General features: G+C 35.1%; 20 protein-coding genes. 16 read left to right on the top strand and 4 right to left on the bottom strand.

Annotated features, from left to right (window positions below; all coding sequences use genetic code 11):
* Positions 1-59: 59 nt before the first annotated feature.
* From IEV15_RS00990 to hemL, 3 genes are read left to right on the top strand one after another with little or no spacing between them, the layout of a single operon-like run.
* Complete coding sequence (locus tag IEV15_RS00990; RefSeq protein ID WP_188360626.1) at positions 60-956, top strand: 1-aminocyclopropane-1-carboxylate deaminase/D-cysteine desulfhydrase; 897 nt, start codon at positions 60-62, stop codon at positions 954-956.
* Positions 949-1,803, top strand: coding sequence for a glucosaminidase domain-containing protein (locus IEV15_RS00995; protein ID WP_188360627.1), 855 nt, complete (start codon positions 949-951; stop codon positions 1,801-1,803). Before IEV15_RS00990 ends, IEV15_RS00995 begins: the two co-directional genes overlap by 8 nt.
* A gap of 27 nt (positions 1,804-1,830) precedes the next feature.
* A complete protein-coding gene (gene hemL / locus IEV15_RS01000; RefSeq protein ID WP_188360628.1) occupies positions 1,831-3,117 on the top strand; it encodes a glutamate-1-semialdehyde 2,1-aminomutase in 1,287 nt (428 codons plus the stop codon).
* A gap of 52 nt (positions 3,118-3,169) precedes the next feature.
* On the opposite strand, the gene IEV15_RS01005 is transcribed toward hemL, so the two are convergent.
* Together IEV15_RS01005 and IEV15_RS01010 are read right to left on the bottom strand one after the other, a co-directional pair.
* Complete coding sequence (locus IEV15_RS01005; protein ID WP_188360629.1) at positions 3,170-3,523, bottom strand: hypothetical protein; 354 nt, start codon at positions 3,521-3,523, stop codon at positions 3,170-3,172.
* Positions 3,524-3,588: 65 nt separating this feature from the next.
* The gene (locus tag IEV15_RS01010) at positions 3,589-4,053 is read right to left on the bottom strand and encodes a DUF4890 domain-containing protein (protein ID WP_188360630.1); all 465 of its coding nucleotides are present in this window, start codon (positions 4,051-4,053) and stop codon (positions 3,589-3,591) included.
* Positions 4,054-4,200: 147 nt separating this feature from the next.
* On the opposite strand from IEV15_RS01010, the gene IEV15_RS01015 reads away from it, so the two are divergent.
* The gene (locus IEV15_RS01015) at positions 4,201-4,461 is read left to right on the top strand and encodes a hypothetical protein (protein WP_188360631.1); all 261 of its coding nucleotides are present in this window, start codon (positions 4,201-4,203) and stop codon (positions 4,459-4,461) included.
* Positions 4,462-4,529: 68 nt separating this feature from the next.
* Here the strand turns inward: IEV15_RS01015 and lysS are convergent, their stop codons facing one another.
* Complete coding sequence (gene lysS, locus IEV15_RS01020) at positions 4,530-6,218, bottom strand: lysine--tRNA ligase (RefSeq protein ID WP_188360632.1); 1,689 nt, start codon at positions 6,216-6,218, stop codon at positions 4,530-4,532.
* Positions 6,219-6,343: 125 nt separating this feature from the next.
* Between lysS and IEV15_RS01025 the strand changes: the two genes are divergently transcribed.
* A complete protein-coding gene (locus tag IEV15_RS01025; protein WP_188360633.1) occupies positions 6,344-7,186 on the top strand; it encodes a hypothetical protein in 843 nt (280 codons plus the stop codon).
* Positions 7,187-7,192: 6 nt separating this feature from the next.
* Positions 7,193-7,903 (top strand): lipoyl(octanoyl) transferase LipB, encoded by a 711-nt coding sequence (gene lipB / locus IEV15_RS01030; protein ID WP_188360634.1) that lies wholly within the window; start codon positions 7,193-7,195, stop codon positions 7,901-7,903.
* Position 7,904: 1 nt separating this feature from the next.
* Here the strand turns inward: lipB and rnhB are convergent, their stop codons facing one another.
* Positions 7,905-8,510: a ribonuclease HII gene (rnhB, locus tag IEV15_RS01035; RefSeq protein WP_188360635.1), complete on the bottom strand. Its 606-nt coding sequence runs from the start codon at positions 8,508-8,510 to the stop codon at positions 7,905-7,907.
* Between the two features lie 194 nt (positions 8,511-8,704).
* Between rnhB and IEV15_RS01040 the strand changes: the two genes are divergently transcribed.
* The 10 genes from IEV15_RS01040 (at position 8,705) to IEV15_RS01085 (ending at position 23,668) form a co-directional block, all read left to right on the top strand.
* Positions 8,705-11,845: a SusC/RagA family TonB-linked outer membrane protein gene (locus tag IEV15_RS01040; RefSeq protein ID WP_188360636.1), complete on the top strand. Its 3,141-nt coding sequence runs from the start codon at positions 8,705-8,707 to the stop codon at positions 11,843-11,845.
* 11 nt (positions 11,846-11,856) lie between these two features.
* The gene (locus IEV15_RS01045) at positions 11,857-13,488 is read left to right on the top strand and encodes a RagB/SusD family nutrient uptake outer membrane protein (RefSeq protein ID WP_188360637.1); all 1,632 of its coding nucleotides are present in this window, start codon (positions 11,857-11,859) and stop codon (positions 13,486-13,488) included.
* A 17-nt stretch (positions 13,489-13,505) separates the two neighbouring features.
* Positions 13,506-14,240, top strand: coding sequence for a hypothetical protein (locus tag IEV15_RS01050; RefSeq protein WP_188360638.1), 735 nt, complete (start codon positions 13,506-13,508; stop codon positions 14,238-14,240).
* A 375-nt stretch (positions 14,241-14,615) separates the two neighbouring features.
* Positions 14,616-16,502: a S8 family serine peptidase gene (locus IEV15_RS01055; protein WP_188360639.1), complete on the top strand. Its 1,887-nt coding sequence runs from the start codon at positions 14,616-14,618 to the stop codon at positions 16,500-16,502.
* A gap of 230 nt (positions 16,503-16,732) precedes the next feature.
* Positions 16,733-18,631: a putative porin gene (locus IEV15_RS01060; protein ID WP_229734071.1), complete on the top strand. Its 1,899-nt coding sequence runs from the start codon at positions 16,733-16,735 to the stop codon at positions 18,629-18,631.
* A 57-nt stretch (positions 18,632-18,688) separates the two neighbouring features.
* On the top strand, positions 18,689-20,050 hold the full coding sequence (locus IEV15_RS01065) for a pyridoxal-phosphate dependent enzyme (RefSeq protein ID WP_188360641.1): 1,362 nt from the start codon (positions 18,689-18,691) through the stop codon (positions 20,048-20,050).
* A gap of 102 nt (positions 20,051-20,152) precedes the next feature.
* The gene (locus IEV15_RS01070; RefSeq protein ID WP_188360642.1) at positions 20,153-21,433 is read left to right on the top strand and encodes a DUF2851 family protein; all 1,281 of its coding nucleotides are present in this window, start codon (positions 20,153-20,155) and stop codon (positions 21,431-21,433) included.
* A gap of 5 nt (positions 21,434-21,438) precedes the next feature.
* Entirely contained in the window at positions 21,439-21,861 is a 423-nt protein-coding gene (locus IEV15_RS01075) for a 6-phosphogluconate dehydrogenase (protein ID WP_229734072.1), read from the top strand.
* On the top strand, positions 21,858-22,085 hold the full coding sequence (locus tag IEV15_RS01080) for a PspC domain-containing protein (protein WP_188360643.1): 228 nt from the start codon (positions 21,858-21,860) through the stop codon (positions 22,083-22,085). Before IEV15_RS01075 ends, IEV15_RS01080 begins: the two co-directional genes overlap by 4 nt.
* A gap of 86 nt (positions 22,086-22,171) precedes the next feature.
* Entirely contained in the window at positions 22,172-23,668 is a 1,497-nt protein-coding gene (locus IEV15_RS01085; protein WP_188360644.1) for an alanine/glycine:cation symporter family protein, read from the top strand.
* Positions 23,669-23,760: the final 92 nt, after the last annotated feature.

A 23,760-nucleotide genomic window follows, 5' to 3' on the forward strand; every position in this document is an offset into this window, starting at 1 on the left:
GTTATATATCTTAAAATAAATACGCTTTTTATTAAATTTGAAATTTTCTTTTCCACTTCATGAATCAACAAATTATAAAATTCAAAACTACTTCTCAATTTGTTTCCATTAAGCGAGACGATTTGATTCATCCCTTTGTTTCCGGAAATAAATACAGAAAATTGAACTATAATTTAAGGGAGGCAAAACTTCAAAAGGCAACAACTTTGCTTACTTTTGGTGGGGCTTTCTCCAATCATATTGCTGCTGTTGCTTTTGCAGGAAGAGATAATGGGTTACAAACCATTGGTGTTATTCGTGGCGATGAATTAGACAATCAGATTGCACAAAATCCCACTTTGCAATTTGCTCAAGAAAACGGGATGCAGTTTAAATTTGTTTCAAGAGCTGCTTATAGAGACAAAGATAGTCCTGATTTTTTGTTGGCATTACAAGCTGAATTTGGTAATTTTTATCTACTCCCTGAGGGTGGTACAAACGGCCTGGCAGTAAAGGGTTGTGAAGAGATTTTAACACCCGAAGATGCTGATTTTGATTACATCTGTTGTGCGGTTGGAACAGGCGGCACAATTTCCGGGATTATAAATTCCACCTTGCCCCATCAAAAAGTTTTGGGTTTTCCTGCCTTAAAAGGTGATTTTTTATCAAATGATATTCGTAAATTTGCCAACAATGAGCGTTGGGAATTGATTACAGACTATCATTTTGGGGGTTATGCGAAAGTTACACCTGACTTGATTTTGTTTTTGAATTCTTTTTATGAACAAACTAAAATACCTTTAGATCCCGTTTATACCGGTAAGATGGTTTTTGGTTTGTATGATTTGATTCAAAAAGATTATTTTCCTGAAAATGCAAAAATATTACTAATTCACACCGGAGGTTTGCAAGGAATTGCCGGAATGAATGAAAAAATTGGTTTAAAAAATTGGCCCAAAATTAAATTCGATGATTAAAAAACTTAGTCTTTTATTGCTTTTATTTTCCATTGTTGCTTGTAACACTTCTAAACCAGTGGTTCGCACAACAAAGTCAGAACCGGTTACTCGAACTGTTCGAAAACCGGTAGCTAAAACTTCTTCAACAACTAAACCAACAACACAGTATAAAACAGCTCCAAAGACAGAAGTTTTACATGCCACTTCTAATGTAAAAGTTACCACTGAAATTGTTTTGAAATACATTGATGATTTTAAAGATATTGCCAAAAATAACATGCAACAATATGGCATTCCTGCCAGTATCACTTTGGCTCAAGCTATTTTGGAATCGGGTTCAGGATTGGGTTCGTTAAGTCAACGAGCTAACAATCATTTTGGCATCAAATGTCATAAAGAATGGACGGGGCCTTCTGTAGCTCATGATGATGATGCCGCTCAAGAATGTTTTAGAAAATACGATCATCCAAGCGAGTCTTTCAGAGATCACTCCCTTTTCTTAACTTCAAGAAGTCGTTACTCCAGTTTGTTTCAATTACCACAAGATGATTATAAAGCTTGGGCAAGAGGTTTAAAGGCAGCCGGTTATGCTACTGATCCGAAATATCCGGATAAATTAATCAGTTTGATTGAACGTTACCAATTGCAACATTATGACCAAGAAGTACTGGGAGGTTTAACATCTACTTCTAAAAATGCAGTTGCTTCAGTTGAAACGCCCAAGAATATGCAGATTTACACTGTAGAAAAAGGTGATACTTTGTATGGCATTGCCCGAAAGTTCAATATGACCGTTGATGAGATAAAAAAGAAAAATAACCTAAGAGATTCCGATTTGATTATTGGACAAACGCTACGATTATAATTCCACCTATAAAAATTTAAGATTATTATGTTATATCAAAGAAGCAGTTCTTTATTTGCTGCAGCAGAACAAGTTATTCCCGGTGGTGTTAATTCACCTGTGAGAGCGTTTAAAGGTGTTGGTGGAACTCCCATCTTTGTAGAAAGAGCAAAAGGAGCTTATTTGTATGATGTAGATGGCAATCGGCTGATTGATTATATCAATTCTTGGGGTCCTATGATTTTAGGACATGCTTATGAACCTGTTGTTGACGCTGTGATTTCAAAAGCTAAATTAGGTACTTCCTTTGGAATGCCTACTGAAATAGAAACTCAAATCGCTTCTTTGGCTTTATCGATGATTCCGAATGCGGATAAAATCCGTTTTGTAAACTCCGGTACAGAAGCATGTATGAGTGCTATTCGATTGGCTAGGGGTTTTACCGGACGGGCAAAAATTGTAAAATTTGCGGGTTGTTATCACGGTCATTCGGATTCTTTTTTAATTCAAGCGGGTAGTGGAGCCATTACCTTTGGTACTCCAAACAGTCCCGGAGTTACACAAGGAACGGCTCAAGATACTTTATTGGCAGACTTCAATGATTTGGATTCTGTCAAAAAATTATTTGAAGCGAATCCCAATCAAATAGCTGCTATAATTGTTGAACCTGTAGCCGGAAATATGGGATGTGTCCCGCCATTAGCCGGTTTTTTAGAAGGATTACGGGCAATTTGTACGGCTCATAATTCTTTATTGATTTTTGATGAGGTCATGACCGGTTTTCGATTGGCAGCGGGCGGTGTTCAAGAGCTTTACAATATCAAAGCTGACATTACTTGTTTTGGGAAAGTAATTGGCGGAGGTTTACCTGTTGGAGCTTTTGCGGCCCGAAATGAAATAATGAATTTTTTAGCTCCGGTTGGGCCGGTTTATCAAGCGGGCACCTTGTCCGGTAATCCATTAGCTATGGCAGCCGGATTGGCGATGTTGACTGCTATTTCAAGTGATAAAACCCTTTTTGCCCGATTGGATGAAAAGACTGCTTATTTGGAAGTCGGCATTCGAAATGTTTTGAATAAGTACACTTTACCTTTTACCATCAATAGGGTGGGTTCTATGATTTCTGTTCATTTTTCAGAACAACCTGTAATTGATTTTGCAACAGCAAAAGCCGGAGATAATGAAACGTTTAAGAAGTTTTTCCACGGTTTGTTGAACGAAGGTGTATACATTGCTCCATCAGCATATGAAACATGGTTTATTACTGATGCTTTAACTTATGAGGATTTGGATTTTACTATTTCAGCTATAGATAGAGTTGTAGCAACCCTATAAAAAAAGGCTCCAATTTTCGTTGGAGCCTTTTTTCTTAGTTTAGGTGTTTTATTTATTTTGTAAACTTTTCAAACAATTCTTGGTTTGTTTTTAGTTTTTCAATCTGTCCTTCATTTAATAAACTCAAAAACTTTTTGCCTAAGCCTTTTTTCAATGCTGCTTTTTCTTCTTTAGAGATGGTTGAATCGTTTAATAATTCCATTCTCAATTGTAAAAAACTTTTAAGATTTTCCTCTTGCGTGCCATCAAAATCAACATATTCAGACAATAAAATCATATCCGATTTTAAAGTTTCCTGCATTAAAATTTCTTTTCTTTCGTCAGACATTGAATCGTCTAATTGTTGAGCTGACATTGTTGTTGAAAAAGCCAAACAAGCTAATCCGGCAAAAATTATATTTTTCATTGTGTTCAAGGTTATTGATTAGAAGGCGAATATACTTTATTTTTTAAAACCTTCAAAATTTGAGCTTACTTTTTTTCTTCTTTGTTTTTGAATTTACCCATTTTTTTCTTTGCCATTCTTTGTTTTTGCATTGCTTGTTTTTCTTCAAACTTTTCAAATTGCTCTTGAGTTAGAATTTTTTTCATTTCAGCTTTCATAGCGATTTGATTGTCCAATCTTTCGTTTTGCATTGCATATCTTTCCTCAGCACTCATCGCTTTTTTGTCCGCTTTTTTTGCTTTCATTTCTGCTCTTTTGGCTTCGCTTTTTTTGCTGTTTTCTAAAACAATTTTTTTAATCTCAGTGCGTTGCTTTTCCGTTAAATCCAAATCTAGGGTCATTTGCTTAACACGAAGTTCAGCTCTTTGTTCCGGAGTCATTGCTTCCATTGTAGCAGCTCTATTTTGTCTGTCCCCTTTTTTTGTTTCTTTTTCTTGTGCGAATGTGGCAGCACTTACTACCATCAATGCCATAATAATTACTTTTTTCATGATTGTTATATTTTATGATTATACCACTTTGACCGAAGTAGCTTCAAAAGGTTTAATCGGTTGCTGTCTTTTAACTTTTTAAATGGATTTATTTAACATTATTAAAAAAATAGTATCTTGCTTTTTCTAACCAAAAAAACATAAAAAATGGAAACAATTCAAGATCAAAATTTAAAACCAATGTCAGTTAAAGATTGGGTTATCACGCTGTTAATCATGGCTATTCCGCTAGTGGGTTTTATAATGCTTTTTGTTTATGCATTCGGTTCTAATGAAAACATAAACAAACAAAATTGGGCCAAAGCTCAGCTTTTGGTTGCGGCTATTGTACTTGGTTTTGTTTTGCTGTTGTTTATGATTTTCGGAGCCTTTTTTGCATCAAGCTTTTCAGGAATGCAACACTATTAAAAATAGAATTGCAACTAAAAAAGGTGTCCTTGTTTAAATGACACCTTTTTTTATGTTTAAAGTACTAATTATTTCAATTCCACTGTTTTGAGGTCACCATCTACTTTTACAGTGATTAATCCGTGTTTTGATAATCCTTTCATGGCCGCATCCCATTTTTTTCCACTTAAAGCTGCTTTTTCTTTAAGTTCAGGAAGCGACATGATGTTTTCTTTTTTCAATAATTCAATAATGCCTTTTTCTTCTTCTGTCAATTCAATTTGTTTTTTCTCCGGACGCATTTGCGGGAAAAACAACACTTCTTGAATCGATTGGTTGTTGGTTAAAAACATGATGAGTCGGTCCATTCCAATTCCCAATCCGGAAGTTGGCGGCATTCCATATTCTAAAGCTCTAAGGAAGTCGTTGTCAATAAACATCGCTTCATCATCACCTCTATCTGCTAATTTTAATTGGGCTTCAAAACGTTCTCTTTGGTCAATGGGGTCATTTAATTCAGAATAGGCATTGGCTATTTCTTTTCCGCAAACCATTAATTCAAAACGTTCGGTTAATTCCGGATTGCTGCGGTGTACTTTACACAGCGGACTCATTTCTTTTGGATAATCTGTAATGAAAGTAGGTTGGATAAAATTTCCTTCGCATTTTGCACCAAAGATTTCATCAATTAATTTTCCCTTACCCATAGTTTCATCTACCGGAATGTGCATTTTTAAAGCGGCTTCTCTAATCTCATTTTCTGTTTTTCCTGAAATGTCAAAACCTGTAAACTGAATAATGGCATCAGTCATAGTTACTCGGGCATAAGGAGCTTTGAAGTTCACTTGATGTTCGCCAAAAGTAGCTTCGGTGGTCCCATTTACTTGAAGGGCACAATATTCCAAAAGATTTTCAGTGAATTCCATCATCCAGTTATAATCTTTGTAAGCCACATAGATTTCCATGGCTGTAAATTCCGGATTATGAGTTCTATCCATTCCTTCGTTACGGAAGTTTTTAGAAAATTCGTAAACCCCATCAAAACCACCCACGATTAGACGTTTTAGGTATAATTCGTTGGCAATTCGCATGTATAAAGGAATGTCTAAGCTGTTGTGATGAGTGATAAACGGGCGGGCTGCGGCACCTCCAGGGATTGGTTGCAACACCGGAGTTTCCACTTCAAAATAACCCTTGTCGTTGAAAAAAGTACGCATTGCATTAAACAATTTTGTTCGCTTCACAAATACTTCTTTCACTTGTGGGTTTACAACTAAATCCACATAACGCATTCGGTAACGCAATTCGGCATCGTTAAAAGCATCGTGTACTTTTCCTTCATCATCTACTTTTGGTAAAGGTAACGGTCGTAACGTTTTACTCAGAAAAGTAAAATGATCCACTCGCACACATTGTGCACCTACTTTTGTTGTGAATAATTCGCCTTCTACTCCTATAAAATCTCCTAGGTCGGTTAATTTTTTAAAAACTTGGTTGTATGTTGTTTTATCCTCTCCCGGACAAATTACGTCACGGTTCAAGTATAGTTGTATTCTGCCATCACTATCTTGTAGCTCTGCAAAAGAAGCTTTTCCTTGGTCTCTAACGCTCATGATTCTTCCGGCAAGATTTACTTTTTTGCCTTCTTCAAATTGGTCTTTTACCTGTTTTGAAGAGTGAGTTACCGGATAAAGATCAGCGGGATATGGGTTTATACCCAATTCGCGTAACGCATTCAGTTTTTCTCTTCTTATAATTTCTTGTTCCGAAAGTTGCATAGCCTAATTTTTAGCGTGCAAAGATAGGTATAAAATAAAAATGTAACAATTTGTTTTTTAGAATTGAAAACAAAGATTATCAAAATTTAAAAACATATTTGTAGTTTTGAAAAAAATAATAACTCATGAAAACAAACTCACTTATTTTATTGATTGGTATCTTATTCTGTTTAAGTAGCTGTGCGATTACGGAAAATTTAATTATTAATGAAGACGGTTCCGGAAAGTTTGCCTACGATATTGACATGTCAGAATTGATTGCGTTAGCAGGCGAGGTTGGACAACAAGAAGAATCAAGTTCAAAAAACAAGAAAAGTAAAAAAGATAAAAAAGGCAAAGAAGCTGTCAATGAAAAAATAATGGACAGTACGTTTTCATTTAAATCCCTATTAGCTGAAAAAAGTGACAGTATTTCTAAGTTGCCGCTTGAAGAGCAAAAACGGTTGAAAATGTTAGAACGTTTTTCGATGCGAATGGTTGTTAATGAGCCAGAAAAAATCATGACCTATTCGATGTTTACCGATTTTAGTTCGGTAAATGAATTGCAAGAAATCATGTCGCCCATGAATTCTATGAAATCGTTAGGCGGAAATAATAAATTGGCCGGGTCGTTAAGTGAAATGAAAGAAGATGACAGTTCTACCCGTTTTTATTATGATGGTAAAAAATTTACTAAAACGGTTACTGCAACAAATCTGAAAGAAACGTTGTTGAATGAATTAAAAAATGAGGAAAACGACTTGGAAGATTCAGAAGAACTTTCAGAAGAAAGTCTTTCGGAATCCTTTTCTATGATCTATGAGCAAAGCTCTTTTAAAATGGTTTATCAATTTCCAAAACCTGTAAAAAGGGTGTCTATTGAAAACGCTCAATTTAGTGCCGATAGAAAAACCATTACGGTTGAATATCCCATGGAAACCTATATGGAAAAACCGGAATCTATGAGCTTTGAAATAGATTTTGAATAAAATACAATGAATAAAAAAATTGCATTTACCGATTTAGGATTAAAAGATTACAAAGCAACTTGGGAGCTACAGGAAAATTTGTTTGCTTCCATAGTTGATTTAAAAATTCAAAATCGTCGTCTTCAGGAAGAAACGCCAACACCTAATTATTTTCTATTTGTTGAACATCCTCATGTTTACACTTTGGGAAAAAGTGGTGATTTGTCTAATTTGTTACTTTCCGAAGAGCAATTAGAAAAAAAAGAAGCCACTTTCTATAAAATAAACAGAGGAGGTGACATTACCTATCATGGTCCGGGACAAGTTGTGGGTTATCCTATTTTGGATTTAGAAAACTTTTTTACTGATATTCACAAATATCTTCGTTTTTTGGAAGAAGCTATTATTCTCACCTTACAAGAATATGGCATAGAAAGCGAACGCAGTCCCGGAGAGACAGGAGTTTGGTTAGGAGTAGGTACGCCATTTGCCCGTAAAATTTGTGCTATGGGTGTTCGAGCCAGCCGATGGGTAACTATGCATGGATTTGCTTTGAATGTAAATGCTGATTTGGGTTATTTTGATAATATAATTCCTTGTGGCATTCGTGGTAAAGCGGTAACTTCTTTGCATGTTGAATTGGGAGTTACCTCCGTTGATGAAGAAGAAGTGAAACAAAAAATTACCGCCCATTTTTTGAATTTGTTTGAAGGCAGTATCGAAGTTGCTACTTTTTAATTTATACATCAAAATCCAATTTCAATTGATCGGGCAATAATCTGAAGCTTTTTCTGTGGTATTTTGTGATGCCATATTTTTGAATGGCTTCTCTGTGTTCAATGGTTGGATAGCCTTTATTTTTTTTCCAATTATACATTGGGAATTCTTCGTGAATTGTATTCATGTATTCGTCTCTATAGGTTTTAGCCAAAACAGATGCTGCGGCAATACTCAGGTATTTACTATCCCCTTTTACGATGCAAGAAAAGGGTGTCTCATTGAAAGGGTAGAATCGATTTCCGTCTACAATAATATATAAAGGTGTAGGATTTAATTTCTTTATTGATTCCTGCATGGCTTTTATGGATGCGTTGAGAATGTTTATCTCATCAATGATTTCCGGTTCAAGATGTGTCACTGCAAAAGCAATTGCAACTTCTTCAATTATGGGTTTTAGATTAAATCGGGTTTTTTCAGAAAGTTTCTTCGAATCGTTTAAAAGTTTTAATTGAAAGCTACTTGGCAGAATTACTGCGGCGGCGGTCACCGGACCTGCCAAACAGCCTCTGCCGGCTTCGTCAGTTCCGGCTTCGGGGTATAAAGATGAAAAGTTTTGATATAGCATAAATTAGTAAAAAATAAGTTAAAATCAACGCAACCATTTTATGTAAACATCATCTAAAAGATATGTTTGCGTTACAACATCAAACCATCCGCAAGATATTTAACAAAAATAAATAATATTATTCCGAAGTAATATTTGTTTATTTAAGAAATTATTAAGAAGTTTGCGGAATAACTAACTCAAATAAATTTAATATGAGATCGAAATTTAAATGGATTTACACGCTTTTGTTAGCGTTTTTTATTCAGTTTTCTTATGCTCAGGAGAAAACTATCACAGGTACAGTGACAGAAGGAGGATTACCACTTCCTGGAGTAACAGTAATTGTTAAAGGTACGCAAAGAGGAACTTCGTCTGATTTTGATGGAAAATATTCCATATCAGCAAGACAAGGTGAAGTACTTGAGTTTACTTTTATCGGTTTAAAAACTCAAACGTTCACAGTTGGTGCTTCTAATTCTATTAATGTTGTGATGCAAGCTGACGTAGATGTATTAGAGGGTGTTGTTTTGGAAGGGTATAGAACCAGTTCAAAAGCAACCTCTGTTTCTTCTATTGCAACTGTAACTGCTGAAGGAATTGAGAACAGACCAAATCCAAACGTGCTTTCTTCATTACAAGGACAAGTTGCCGGAGCAAACATTTCTGCTTTTTCAGGTCAACCAGGTACTAATAAAATCGACGTTATCATTAGAGGTGTTGGTTCGCTTAGTGCTTCATCGGATCCATTATATGTAATCGATGGTGTGCCTATGAATCAAGCTTTCTTCCGTAATTTAAATGCTAATGAGATCGAATCAGTATCTGTATTGAAAGATGCTGCTGCTACAGCTATTTATGGTAACAGAGGATCTAATGGTGTAATTGTAATTACTACTAAAAAAGGTAGCTTTAAAAAATCATTCTCTGTTAATTATTCTACCTCGTATGGTTTGACTGATTTTAGAGGTGACAATTATGGTTTGCCTACGGCTGTTCAGCACTTACAGTTACAACGTAAAGGTTTTGACGAAGGTGTAAATACTTTGTCAAGTGCTTTAGCTAACAGTGGTTCCTTTTTAGGAGGTGCGGTTACAGCTGATATCAACAACTTAGAGGGTTTTGCAACTAACACTGATTGGCAAGATTTGTTCTTCAGAACAGGAACAACAGCTTCTCATGATTTAAGTTTTACTGTAGGTAGTGATAACTTGAACAATTATACTTCGTTTGGTTATTTTGAACAAGATGGTATTACACCAACTACAAATTTCAAAAGATTTACTATCAGAAGTAATTTTTCAGGAAAAAGCACAAATGAGAAATTCAATTACGGTTTAAATATTTTTGGTGCTTTCTCAAGAAGACAACAATTAGAGCAAGAAACCAGAGGTGATATTAACAGCAACGTTCTTCAGAATCCACTTACAGGTTATTTGGCTTCCCCACGTTTTGTTAGTCCGGATTTGTATGAGTCAGGTCAGCAATTATTCAATGATTTTGGTAACCCTGCTTTGAATTTGACGCCTTTAATGTTGTTGGACTTGTTTCAACATAATTCTGCTCCTAGTTTCTTTAACGAAATCAAGACCATTATTACAGCAACAGGATCTTATAAAATTACTAATGATTTAACTTTCTCTTCAACCGGTGGTGTTGATTTTGCAGATGACAAAAGAAACTTTGCTATTGGACCAAATGCTTACTTATCTATTGTAAGAGCATCAGGAGCTGCACAGCCTTTCCATGGTTTGGAGACTATCAGTTCTACATCAGAGTTTTCATTTAACTATGTGAACCGTTTGAACTACAAGAAAACTTTTGCTGAAAAACACACTATCGATGCTTCTGTTTACAGTGAGTATATGAAAGCTCACAGAAGAGTTTCTTTACAACAACAAATTGGTTTGAATCCATTAACATGGGAGCCAGGAGCTGGTACAGGTTATATTATATATAACCCAGCAACTCAACCTGTAGGATACAGACCAACTGTAGCTGCTGCAAAAATTGATGCCGGTATGTTGTCTGTTTTCTCTTCTATAGATTATGATTATGACAGAAGATTTGGTTTTGCTGCTACTGTACGTAGAGATGGAACTTACCGTTTTGTGGATGATTACAAATGGGGTACTTTCTGGTCTGTAGCCGGTAGATGGAATATTTCTAATGAAGCTTTCTTAAGTGATAGCAGCTGGTTGTCAGAATTGAAATTAAGAGCTTCTTATGGTACTACAGGTAATCAAAACGTAATCGCCAGAGGTGTTGATTCTAATACATCTCCTTTCTTTATCGGAAGTCAGTTGGTAAGAGATTTGAACTCTTCACAAGTAGGATATAATAACTCTGCTTCATTTGGAGTTTCATCTTATGCTAACAGAGATTTACGTTGGGAAGAAACAGCTCAATGGAATATTGGTTTGGATTTCGGAATTCAAAGAAGATTAACCGGACAGTTTGATGTTTATAACAGAAGAACGAATGACTTATATGGTGCTACTCCTATTTCTGCCGGAAATGGTATTACCAACTTATCTGCTAACAATGGTACTCTTGAGAACAGAGGGGTTGAGTTGGCTTTAAAGTATGATGTATTTAAAGACAGTGAGTTTAAATTGTCTTTCTTTGGAAACGGTGCCTACAACAGATCTGCATTTAGAGATTTAGGGGTATTGGATAGTGATGGTGATGGAATATTTAGAGTTGGTACTGATTTCCAATATCGTGTTGGTGGTCCACTTAATGAGTATTTCCAAGTTCCTTATGCAGGAGTAAATCCAGCAACAGGTAACTTGTTATTCTACGATATTGATGGTAATTTAACAGAAACACCAACTGATGGTGACAGAAGAAGTACCGGTAAAAATGCATTACCTGATTTTCAAGGAGGTTTTGGTTTTAATGCATCGTACAAAGGATTCTTTTTGGATGCCTTATTTACATACGCTATTGGAGCCTACAAGTTTGATATCGATTATGATGGTTTGATGGATATCAGAAATTCTACTAACTTCCCTGTTTCAACAGATTTGTTTAATGCATGGACGCCAACGAATACGGATACTAATGTTCCCGCTTTGAATGCAAATAACTATGATACCGGTAGTGTTTTATCTGACCGATTCTTGCGTGATGCTTCGTACATGAGATTAAGAAACTTAACTGTTGGATATAGTGTTCCTGCTAAGTTTTTGGAAAGATCATCTATCAATACTATTCGTTTGCGTGTTCAAGCAGAGAACTATTTCACCTTCACCAATTGGAAAGGATTTGACCCAGAAAGTTATGTAACTTCTCAAACAGGATATTACCCTACACCTAAGATAATAACTTTTGGTTTAGATGTTAACTTTTAAAAAAAATTAAAATGATAAGAAAATATTTATTATTAGGATTATTATCTCTTGGACTATACTCGTGTAGTGATGCACTTGATGTTATTCAAGATGGTGAATTAAGCGATGCCGCTTTATTTACGAACACTGCTAATTTGCAGTTGTTTTTGAATGAGACTTACGATCAAGTTTCAATTCAAAATGAACTTATGGTTTCCTCACGATTAACTGATGAGGTTGGATTAGGTAGTGCCGGTTTCTCCAATGAAACTTTACGATTTTTTGTTGTATCAACCAATGGTTTTGCTGCAGCAATATGGAATCAACACTACAGAGCTATTAACTACTCAAATCGATTATTGAGAGGAGCAACTTTATTTACTCCAGCACCAGGTACTGAGGCTGAGTACAATAATATTATTGCACAAGGTAGAGCTATTAGAGCTTTTTCACATCTTCAATTGTTGACTTATTTCTCAACCGATTTAAGTAACAATGACGCTTTAGGTGTTATGAAAATTGATTTTGTTCCTACAACACAGCAAACTGTTCCTCGTTCTACTAACGGTGAAGTTTTTGCTTTGATTGAAGATGATTTAACTTTTGCTGCTGCCAATTTGACGACAGCTACTGCAGGACCTAACAGTTGGAAATTTTTCAACACCAATGTTATCAATGCTATGAGAGCCAGAATGTATTTGTACAGAAAAAACTATGTTTTAGCAGAGCAATATGCTGATGCTGTTATAAACACATCAGGTATTTCTTTGGCTTCTTCTACGTTTGCATTGCCAGCTGATTTTCCATTAACTTCTGCTACTGTTGTTCCAACCGGTCCAGCTGTAGGTTCTGAATCTTTTGATGCACAACCACCAGCAGGTATCCAAAGAGCGTTGTTCTTAATGGACAGATGGACTGCTACTACAGCATCTCCTGAATACAAAAAGATGTGGGTAGATGCTGCACAAGGTGAAGCTATTTTTTCTTTAGCTCGACCAAATAATGCAATTAATTTCAGTAGTCAATATAACACCAACCAATCGTATACTTTAGGAGGTCCTTTGTATGATATGGGAAGAACTTTATTTGACCTGTATACACAACCTCTTGGAGGTGGCGCACAAGATTTCAGAAGATGGGCTTTTGTTGACCGTTCTGCTACTATTGCTGCCGATCCTTCAACTGCAGATCAATTATCTGAAGTTATTGTGATTGATAAATATCCAGGTAAAGCAGGTAGTCACAATTCAAATGATTTGAAAGTTTTCCGTATGTCTGAGATGTATTTCATTAAAGCTGAATGTAGAGCCAGAGCAAACGATTTAACCGGAGCTGCAACACTTATTCAAAATGTAAGACAAAACAGAAACTATATTGCGGGTGCAATTGTACCAACTCCTGTTTATGCTAATCCAACTCAAGCTTATGCTGATATCTTATTAGAAAGAAGAAAAGAATTGGCTTTTGAAGGACACCGTTATATCGATTTAAAACGTTTAGGTCTTGATGCAGGTGTTACTGAAACTGACAGATATGCTCAGGATTCAGAAAATGCTACAGCAACTAACCCTTATAATATCTCGGTAACTGACTATAGATTTACTTTGCCTATTCCGCAAGCGGAAATCAATGTAAACCCATTGGTTCAAAATCCTAATTATTAATAAAAAAATTGAATAATATGAAAAAAATATTTTTAACCCTTAGTGTCTTAACACTATTTGTGTTGGGAGCTTGTAGCGAAGATGATTCGAACAACATTGGAGAAGCTTACTTTTTTACCAATGCTGCTGCGAGTTATGCTGTAAGCGACGATGAAGCAGGAGATTTTGTAGAATTAGAAATTAATTCTACACAAAAATCTAATGTTGACAGAACATTTACAATTTCTGTAGATGAATCTAGTACTGCTACTCCAGCTATGTATAGTTTGGAAACTACACAAGTAGTTATCCCAGCCGGTAGCTTTAGTACTACTGTAAAAGTGTTCGGTAACTACACTGCTTTACCAGAAGAGGGTTCAGTTGATTTAGTTTTAGCGATTGCTGATACAGAAGAATCGTTGAGTGATAAACGTACTGCAACGGTTAATATGTTCAGATTTTGTACGCCAGAAAATGTTACATTATCCTTTATATTTGACTTTTACGCTAGTGAAACCACTTGGCAAGTAAAGAATGCAGCAGGAGTAACTTTATATTCAGGTGGCCCTTACGCTGATGGTAATGCACCAGTAAACGTTAACTTGGAATTGTGTTCAGGAGCTTATACATTGACTGTAAATGATTCCTATGGAGATGGTATGTTTGACGGTGCTGTAAATGGCTCTTTCACACTAACTCAAAATGGTGTTGTTTTAGGAACAGGTGGTGGAAATTTTGGAGCTACTACAACTTTAAACTTTACAGTTAATTAATTAACTTTAAATTATAGAATAAAATACCTCGTGAGAACGAGGTATTTTTTTTTGATTTTTTCTCAGATTAGCCATATATTGAAATCTACGATTTAAGGACTTTTTAGCTATTTCTTTTTTCAACAAAAATTTGGATTCCCAGAGGCTTTTTAGTGAATTAAATATTTGATTATTTTTAGAAATCAAGTCTTATTAAGTGTGTCTATTAATAGTTTTAGTTAGCTATTAACTACTTATTTCTTTATGCTATCATGAAAAGCAAATGATTATCAATTACATTATAGATATAAAGAATTGTACAATTATTGTTTTTTTAAGAATTGTTTCTCGACTTTTAGGTTATATTTGCGTTATCATATTATAACATCATTTCCTATGCGTATTTTATATTTATTCTTATTTAGTTGTATTTTTTCTTATTCACAAAATAAGGAGCAGCTTGAAATCATTAAATCCAAGACCAATCAGGACGAATTAGCCAGATTAAAGACTTTGTTTGATTCTGAACATTTGGAACGTCAAGCGAGAATTGATGCTTATTTGGTGGCAAATCCTACAGTTGAGCGAAGAACGTCTGATGGGTTATCAGATAAAGAGATTTATGACATATCGGATACAGGAGCAGTTATCTATCTGGAAACCGGTAATGCTACTTCGGCTATAACCAGTAGAGTTTCCCCATTGTATTCGGGTGGAGGTCTTGGGTTATCTCTTCAAGGTCAAGGCATGAAAGTGGGCGTTTGGGACTCCGGGCAAGTTAGAGACGACCATGTTGAATTTGATTCGTTTAAGGCTACAAATATTGATTTTACTCCCACAGTTAGTAATCACGGAACCCACGTAATGGGCACTGTAATCGCTAATGGATTAAATCCTGCAGTTCGAGGAATTGCTTTTAATGCATCTGGTGATTCTTATGATTGGAGTAATGATTACAGTGAGATGGTTTCTGCAGCAGCAGGTGGTTTGTTGGTTTCGAATCATTCCTACTGGATAGGTGTAAGTGGTTTTGGAACTTGGCTCTTAGGGGCTTATGATTCAAGAGCTTCTCAATTTGATCAAATAGCTTTTAATGCCCCTTATTATTTAGCTGTTACAGCTGCCGGTAATGATAGAAATGACAACAGCCATGCAATCATTGGCCCTCATTTAATCAACAAGTTTGGCTATGATTTGATACGAGGAATGCAAAATGCTAAAAATTACTTGACAGTTGGAGCAGTTAGTCAAGTTTTGAACTATGTAGATGCTTCCAGTGTTTCAATGTCAAGTTTTAGTAGTTGGGGTCCAACAGATGATGGTAGAATTAAGCCTGATGTTGTAGCAAAAGGTGTTGGTGTTAATTCTACCACTTCTGCTTCTACAACCTCTACAGGTTTTTTAAATGGAACATCAATGGCCTCTCCTTCTGTTGCCGGTGTTGCTTTATTATTACAACAACATAGTTTTAATTTATTTACTAGTTATATGCGTGCCGCAACCGTTAAAGGTTTGATTATGCATACTGCAGATGAAGCCGGTTTTTATGACGGGCCTGATTATGAATATGGATGGGGACTGGTTAATGCCGCTAAAGCTGCCACTACATTGTCTCAAAAAGTAACTGACAATGCAATAGTTGACGAATTAAATTTAGCTAATAATCAAAGTTATTCCCGCACTGTTGTAGTTACTAATAACCAACCGTTAATGGTATCTATTTCATGGACGGATAGACCAAGTACACCCAATAATGGTGTAGTTGACCCCGCAACTATTCATTTGATCAACGATTTAGATGTTCGAGTTACTAAGAATACGGACGTATATTATCCGTGGACTTTAAATCCAGCTCTACCGTATGATGGACCATTGCAAAATGCTGACAATTTCAGAGATAATTTTGAAAAAATTCAAGTTGATAATCCAAGTGGTAGCTATACTATTACAGTAACTCACAAGGGTACCTTGGTTGGTGGAAGTCAAGATTTCACTTTGATAGTAACCGGTTCCAATGTTTCTTTGTCAGCTAATTCCATTGATGAAGCATCTAATTTTGCCATTTATCCAAACCCTTCTAACGGAGTTTTTAATGTGGATTATGCATTTTCGTCAGATTCCAAATTAATCGAAGTATTTGATGTTCAAGGTAGAATTGTTAAACAATTTATTCCTCTAGATGCTATATCTGTTATTGATTTGTCTTCACACAGTTCCGGTTTGTATTTTGTAAAATGTACAGATGGTCAAAATTCAATTACAAAAAAAGTAGTTATTCAATAGCTTAAAATGCGATACCAATTTAAAAACACTTTCCTTAGGAAAGTGTTTTTTTTATCTCTATGAATTACTTCCGCAGTCAGTAATTTAATTAAATTTTAAATGTTCTATTGTCAAAGGTTGCCTTCAAATGAATTATATTTGCCATTTATTTTTAATACGCAATGTACCGTTACTTACTCTGTTGTCTTTTGTTTTCTGTTTCGCTTTTCTCGCAGGTACCCCCAGGACGTGTGCAGAAAAATAACACAAATAGGCCAGCACAAGATTCTACTGCTTTTTCAGAGGTAACGGAAAATAAAGCTCCTGTTGCAAAAATTGAGCAATATCAAATTTTTACCATCGAGCGAGATACCACTATTATTGATACTTCACTTACTGTTAAAAAAGAGTATGCTTTTAATTATTTAAGAAGAGATATTTTCGGCTTGTTGCCTTTTGCTAATGAAGGACATGCTTATACTGTTTTGGATTACGGATTAAATTCTTTTACCACTTTTCCGGAAATGGGGTTCAAAGCCAAACATTTCGGATATATGGATCCTGAGGATATGTCTTATTATAAAGTAGCAACACCTTTAACGGAGTTGTATTTTAAAACCGTCATGCAACAAGGTCAATCATTGGATGCCTTTATTACGTTAAATACCTCAGAACGTTTAAATTTTTCCATCGCTTATAAAGGATTACGTTCCTTAGGAAAATATGTAAATCAATTAGCAAGTAATGGTAATTTTCGGTTTACGACTAATTATACCAATCCGAATGAGCGTTATCATTTACAGGCTCATTTTACCTCACAAGATTTTTCTAATGGTGAAAACGGAGGTATAGTTCGAACCGATGATTTTGAAAGTGATGATGAAGATTTTAAAAACAGGGTGCGATTGCAGGTTTATTTTGAAGATGCCACCAGCTTTTTGAAAGGGAATCGTTATTTTATTAATCATTCCTATCATTTAACAAATTCAAAAAGTGATTCGAAACTGACCTTGTTGCATCAGTTTAATTATGAACACAAGTTTTTTGAGTTCAAACAACGTACTCTATCCACAACAATTACAACAGATGCAAGTTCAGTGACAATTAATCGACTTGGTGATTCGTATCGTTTATCGGATATCAATGATCAAACCCGATACAATCGAATGTATAATAAGTTTGGAGCTTCCTATGAACATGAAGTTTTGGGTAGTTTTGTTTTTTTTACGGAGGATTTTAGATTCAATCAATATTATAATAGGGTTTTACTATTGCCAGACACCACCATACCAAGTACTTATAGTGATGAAATAACAACAGTTGGTGGTCAGTATTCTTATCGAAAAGGAGATTTGGACGGAAAAGCGATACTAACTCAAACATTGTCTGATCAAGATTTATCTTCTTTGGATTTGCAATTGGTTTATCAATTTCTAGAGTCGTATACCTTGGATTTTCATTACCAAGCTATGACGCAAATGCCTGATAATACCTATGCTTTTTTTCAAAGTAATTATATGACTTACAATTGGAACAATTCCTTTAAAAACGAGAAAGTTCAAAATATAAAAATTAAAGCATCAACACCTTGGGTTAATGCCACAGCTCAGTTTACTTCAATTACTGATTTTTTGTATTTCAGTAATGATGATCCAACAGCAGTTCAATTGCTTGTTACTCCCAAACAGTTTGACCAAAGCGTTACTTATTTTTCATTAAAAGCTGAAAAAGAATTTACATTCCGAAAGTTTGCTTTAGACAATACACTTTTGTATCAAAAAACCGATCAATCTGAAGTAGTTTTGAATGTTCCGGAATTGGTATTGAGAAATACATTTTATTATTCCAATCATTTTTTCAAAAAAGCCTTGTTTTTGCAAACCGGAGTAACCTTTACTTATTTTACAGATTATTATGCGGATGATTACAATCCGTTATTGGGCTCATTTTTTGTACAAGATCAAAAGAAAATAGGTGGGTTTCCAATGTTTGATTATTTTGTCAATGCAAAAATCAAACAAGCCCGATTGTTTTTCAAAGCAGAACATTTCAATTCTTCGTTTACCTCGTCTAATTTTTATACGGCACCGAATTATCCTTATCGTGATTTTATGATACGGTTTGGAATCATTTGGAATTTTTTCCAATAGTCGAGTGTATGAACTATATTAAATAATTTAATTACCTTTATTAAAAAGCATTAAAAAATGAAATTTGCAAAAAATATATTAGAAACAATCGGAAACACGCCTTTGGTAAAAATCAATAAAATTACCAGTGAATTGGACTGTTTGGTACTGGCCAAAGTAGAAACATTCAATCCCGGTAATTCTGTAAAGGACAGAATGGCTGTAAAAATGATAGAAGATGCGGAAGCCGATGGAAGGTTACAGCCGGGTGGGACAATTATTGAAGGTACGTCCGGAAATACAGGAATGGGATTAGCACTTGGAGCCATTGTAAAAGGTTATAAATTGATTTGTGTTATTACAGATAAGCAATCCAAAGAAAAAATGGATATTTTGCGAGCTGTAGGTGCCAAAGTTATTGTGTGTCCAACCGACGTAGAACCTGAAGATCCAAGGTCGTATTATTCTGTTTCCAAGCGATTGGGTACTGAAATTCCAAATTCTTGGTATGTAAATCAATATGACAACCCGAGTAATGCAATAGCTCATTATGAACAAACGGCTCCTGAAATTTGGGAACAAACCGATGGAAAAATCACCCATTTTGTTGTTGGAGTAGGAACAGGAGGTACTATTTCCGGAGTTGCTAAATATTTGAAGGAACGCAATCCGGCAGTTAAAATTTGGGGTGTTGATACTTATGGCTCTGTGTTTAAAAAATACCATGAAACCGGCATATTTGATGAGAATGAAATTTATTCTTATATCACAGAAGGTATTGGTGAAGATATTTTGCCCAAGAATGTTGATTTTTCTGTCATTGACGGATTTACAAAAGTAACCGATAAAGATGCTGCCGTTTTTACTCGAAGGTTGGCTTTAGAAGAAGGAATTTTTGTAGGGAATTCTGCAGGAGCCGCGATAAAAGGAGTTTTACAACTAAAAGAACACTTTAAACCTGAAGATGTAGTTGTGGTATTATTTCATGACTCGGGAAGCCGTTATGTTGGTAAAATGTTTAATGATGATTGGATGCGTGAGCGAGGCTTCTTAGATGAGGAAGTTACGAAAGCTTCCGATTTAATTAAATCGCATAGCGATAAACCTTTAGTAATTGTTCGTACAGAAGAATTGGTTTCACATGCTATTGAACGTTTAAAAAAATACAACATTTCTCAAATTCCAGTTATTGACACTACCGGATTTGTAGGATCCATTGATGAGTCGGATTTGTTTAAAAGCTATTTTTCAGATAAAAATATAGCGGAGAAACCAATCAAAGAGATCATGGGTAAACCGTATCCGATTGTTCAAGAAAACACGCCTATTGAAGAAGTTTCAAAATTGATAAGTAAAGACAATCAGGCAGTTTTAGTAGAAATGGCGAATAAAAAATACCATATTATTACCAAACATGATATTATAAGTTCTATCAACTAATAGTATTTTCACTTTAAAAAAAATCCCTGAGTTAATGAATTCAGGGATTTTTTTGTATTTTAGTAGTTCCAATTTATAAACGCCAAAAAAATAGTATACGCCATGAAAGAAGACTTTCTGCATTATGTGTGGCATTTTAAAAAATTTAAGTTCACACAGTTACACACTTTTCAAAACCATGAACTTTCAATTCTTCATACGGGTTACTATCTAAAGCAATCCGGTCCCGATTTTTTTAATGCCCAATTGCTTATTGATAATCAAAAGTGGGCAGGAAATGTTGAAATACATTTAAAATCTTCCGATTGGTATGTTCACCATCATGAAACCGATTCCAATTATGACAATGTGATTTTGCATGTGGTTTGGGAACATGATGTAGAAATTTATCGAAAAGATGCTACTGTAATTCCTGTTTTAGAATTGAAGCATTATGTTGACCAGTCCGTTGTGGAAAATTACAACCAATTGGTTGCTGCAAAATCATGGATAAATTGTGAAAATCAATTAAAAAATTTACCTGAGTTTACCCTCTCTCATTGGATAGAGCGATTGTATATTGAGCGATTGGAACAAAAAACGAGTGAGTTGGAACTGGTTTTGTTGAAAACTACTACTAATTGGGAGCATGTTTTTTACATTTCGTTGGCAAGAAGTTTTGGATTGAATACCAACGGCGTTTCTTTTCAAGAACTTTTACTTTCAATACCCTTTTCGGTTCTAAAAAAAGAACAACATGATTTATTGGCTTTAGAAGCTTTATTTTTTGGAAGAGTCGGATTATTAGAAAATCATTTCGAAGACAACTATTATCAAGATTTAAAAAGTAAATGGCACTTTTTGGTTCACAAATACCAATTGCAATCCACTTCCATTGTGGCTCCTGAATTTTTTAAGCACCGACCTGATAATTTTCCCACTATTCGTTTGGCTCAATTGGCTCAATTGCTGCATCGGGAATCCAATTTGTTGCAACGTTGTTTGGATACTACTTCACTTTCAGCGTTCTATACGCTATTCAATATTCAAGTTTCCGACTATTGGAAAACGCATTATACTTTCGATCATAAAAGTACTTTTAAATCAAAATCACTTTCTAAAGGTTTTGTGGATTTGTTGTTGTTGAATTGTGTTTTACCGATTAAATTCAGTTATTCAAAAAGTAAAGGCATTCAAAATATTGAAGAGTTACTCGCGTTAGCTCTGGAAATTAAATCGGAAAAGAACAGCATCATCGAAAAATTTCAACAATTTGGATTAGCATCAAGTTCCAGTTTGCACTCTCAGGCCTTGCTACATTTGAAAAGTAAGTATTGTAATCAAAATAAATGTTTACAGTGTGAAATTGGGAAAAACTTAATTAACTTTACCTCACCAAAATAATTCACATGGAAACTTCTCCAAATAAAACAACGTTTGCTCAAAAAGTTGCCAAGTATTTCAAGCGATTTCTTTTCTTTTTGATTTTGGCTGTATTTGCTTTTTTTACAGTTATCTATTACGTACCTTATTCCGAAGGATTTCGTTCAGGTGAATTGATTAAAATAAGTAGAAAAGGGGTGGTGTTTAAAACATGGGAAGGTGAGATGAGTCAAGGGATTTCCGGAGCTCAAATTTTTAAATTTTCCATTGCGAATAAGGAGAAACAAGTTGTGGCAGATTTAGAAAAATACCAAGGAAAGTATGTGAAGCTGACTTATGTTGAGCGTTACCGAGCTTTTTCTTGGTGGGGAGACACCCGTTATTTTGTGACTCATGTAGAAGAAGAAGATTCGCCCTTTGTTCGCCCTAAACAAAATTCAGAGCAATGAGTTGGATAAAATCAATGCGGCATTTTTTTGAAAAGCATGGTTTTCATGTTTCTTCTCGTGTAGCAGATCGATTAGGTATGCGAGCTACCAATGTTCGCTTGTTTTTTATTTACAGTACCTTTGTCACGGCTGGACTTTGGTTTTTTGTGTATTTGACTTTAGCCTTTTGGTTAAAACTCAAGGATATGATTTATACTAAAAGAAGTTCTGTCTTCGATTTGTAGTTTATTCTTAAAAAACCGGCTTAACTTTTTTTTAAAAGCATTTTTTTTCGCATCTTGCTATCCTATTTAAAAAAACCAACACTTTTATGAAAAAAGTAACGCTTCTTTTAGCCTTATTATTACCCATTTTTTCGTTTGCTCAAGAACGAGGAATAGATGAAAAAATTAATGATATAATTCAGCCGGCAGTTGATGCATTAGCGGCTGTATTTTTTTATAAACCGCTTGCTTTTATAGGTTTTGAAATGCCTTTAGTTGTTTTGTGGTTGGTTATTGGAGCTACTTTTTTTACCCTTTACATGGGTTTTATCAATTTAAAAGGAATCAAACATGCTTTTCAGTTAATTCGAGGTGACTATGATAAACCGGAAGATGAAGGAGAGGTTTCTCACTTTCAAGCTTTGGTTACCGCATTATCAGGTACTGTTGGTTTGGGAAATATTGCCGGTGTTGCTGTTGCCATAACAATTGGAGGAGCCGGAGCCACTTTTTGGATGATATTGGCCGGATTTTTAGGGATGTCTTCCAAATTTGTAGAGTGTACCTTAGGAGTTAAGTACCGTAAATTAAATGACTTGGGTGAGGTTTCAGGTGGTCCCATGTATTATTTGTCCGAAGGATTGCGTAGAAGAGGGAAAGCCGGTTTAGGAAAAGTATTAGCCGTTGTTTTTGCAATTTTGGCTGTTGGAGGTTCGTTTGGTGGCGGTAATATGTTCCAAGCCAATCAATCATTTGCTCAGCTGGCCAATGTATTTCCTTTTTTTGAAGGAAAAGGATTTTGGTACGGTTTGGTCATCGCCTTTTTTGTTGGGATAGTTATTATTGGCGGTATTAAGAAGATTGCCAAAGTAACTGACAAGATTGTTCCGATGATGGTTGTTTTGTATATAGTAACCTCTTTAATAATTATACTTGTAAATATCAGCCATCTTGGTGAAGCATTTGGTCTAATAATAGACGGAGCATTTACCGCAGATGGTATTACAGGTGGTGTAATAGGTGTATTGGTTGTTGGATTTCAACGAGCTGCTTTTTCAAACGAAGCCGGGGTTGGTTCTGCGGCTATTGCACATTCTGCCGTTAAAACGGATGAGCCTGTAAGCGAAGGAATAGTAGCTTTGTTAGAGCCATTTGTTGATACTATTGTTGTTTGTACCATGACTGCCTTAGTGTTAATTTTTTCAGGTTTTGCACAAGATACCCAAGGATTAGTTGGTTCCGCTTTGACCTCTGCTGCTTTTAGCAGTGTGTTTCCATGGTTTCAATATGTGTTGTTGGTTGCTATTATTTTATTTGCTTTTTCTACCATGATTTCCTGGTCGTATTATGGCATGAAATCATGGACCTATCTTTTTGGAAACACTAAGAAAATGGAAAATATTTATAAATTACTTTTCTTGGTATTTGTTGTAATTGGTTCCTCGGCTAGTTTAGGTGCGGTGATGGATTTTTCAGATATGATGATTTTAGGTATGGCATTCCCGAATATTTTAGGATTGTATTTCCTTTCCTCAGAAGTTAGAGATGATTTGAAAGATTATTTTAAACGTTTGAAATCTGGTGAGATAAAAAAATATAATTAGTTTTTTATTAATCCTATAAGTTATGTAATTTTATTGTATTGAACTATAAGGTTACATTTAGTTCATGTGTGAGTTTTCAGAGAAGTTTTATT

This window comes from Flavobacterium orientale (genome assembly GCF_014638005.1).
GTDB classification, from domain to species: Bacteria; Bacteroidota; Bacteroidia; order Flavobacteriales; family Flavobacteriaceae; genus Flavobacterium; species Flavobacterium orientale.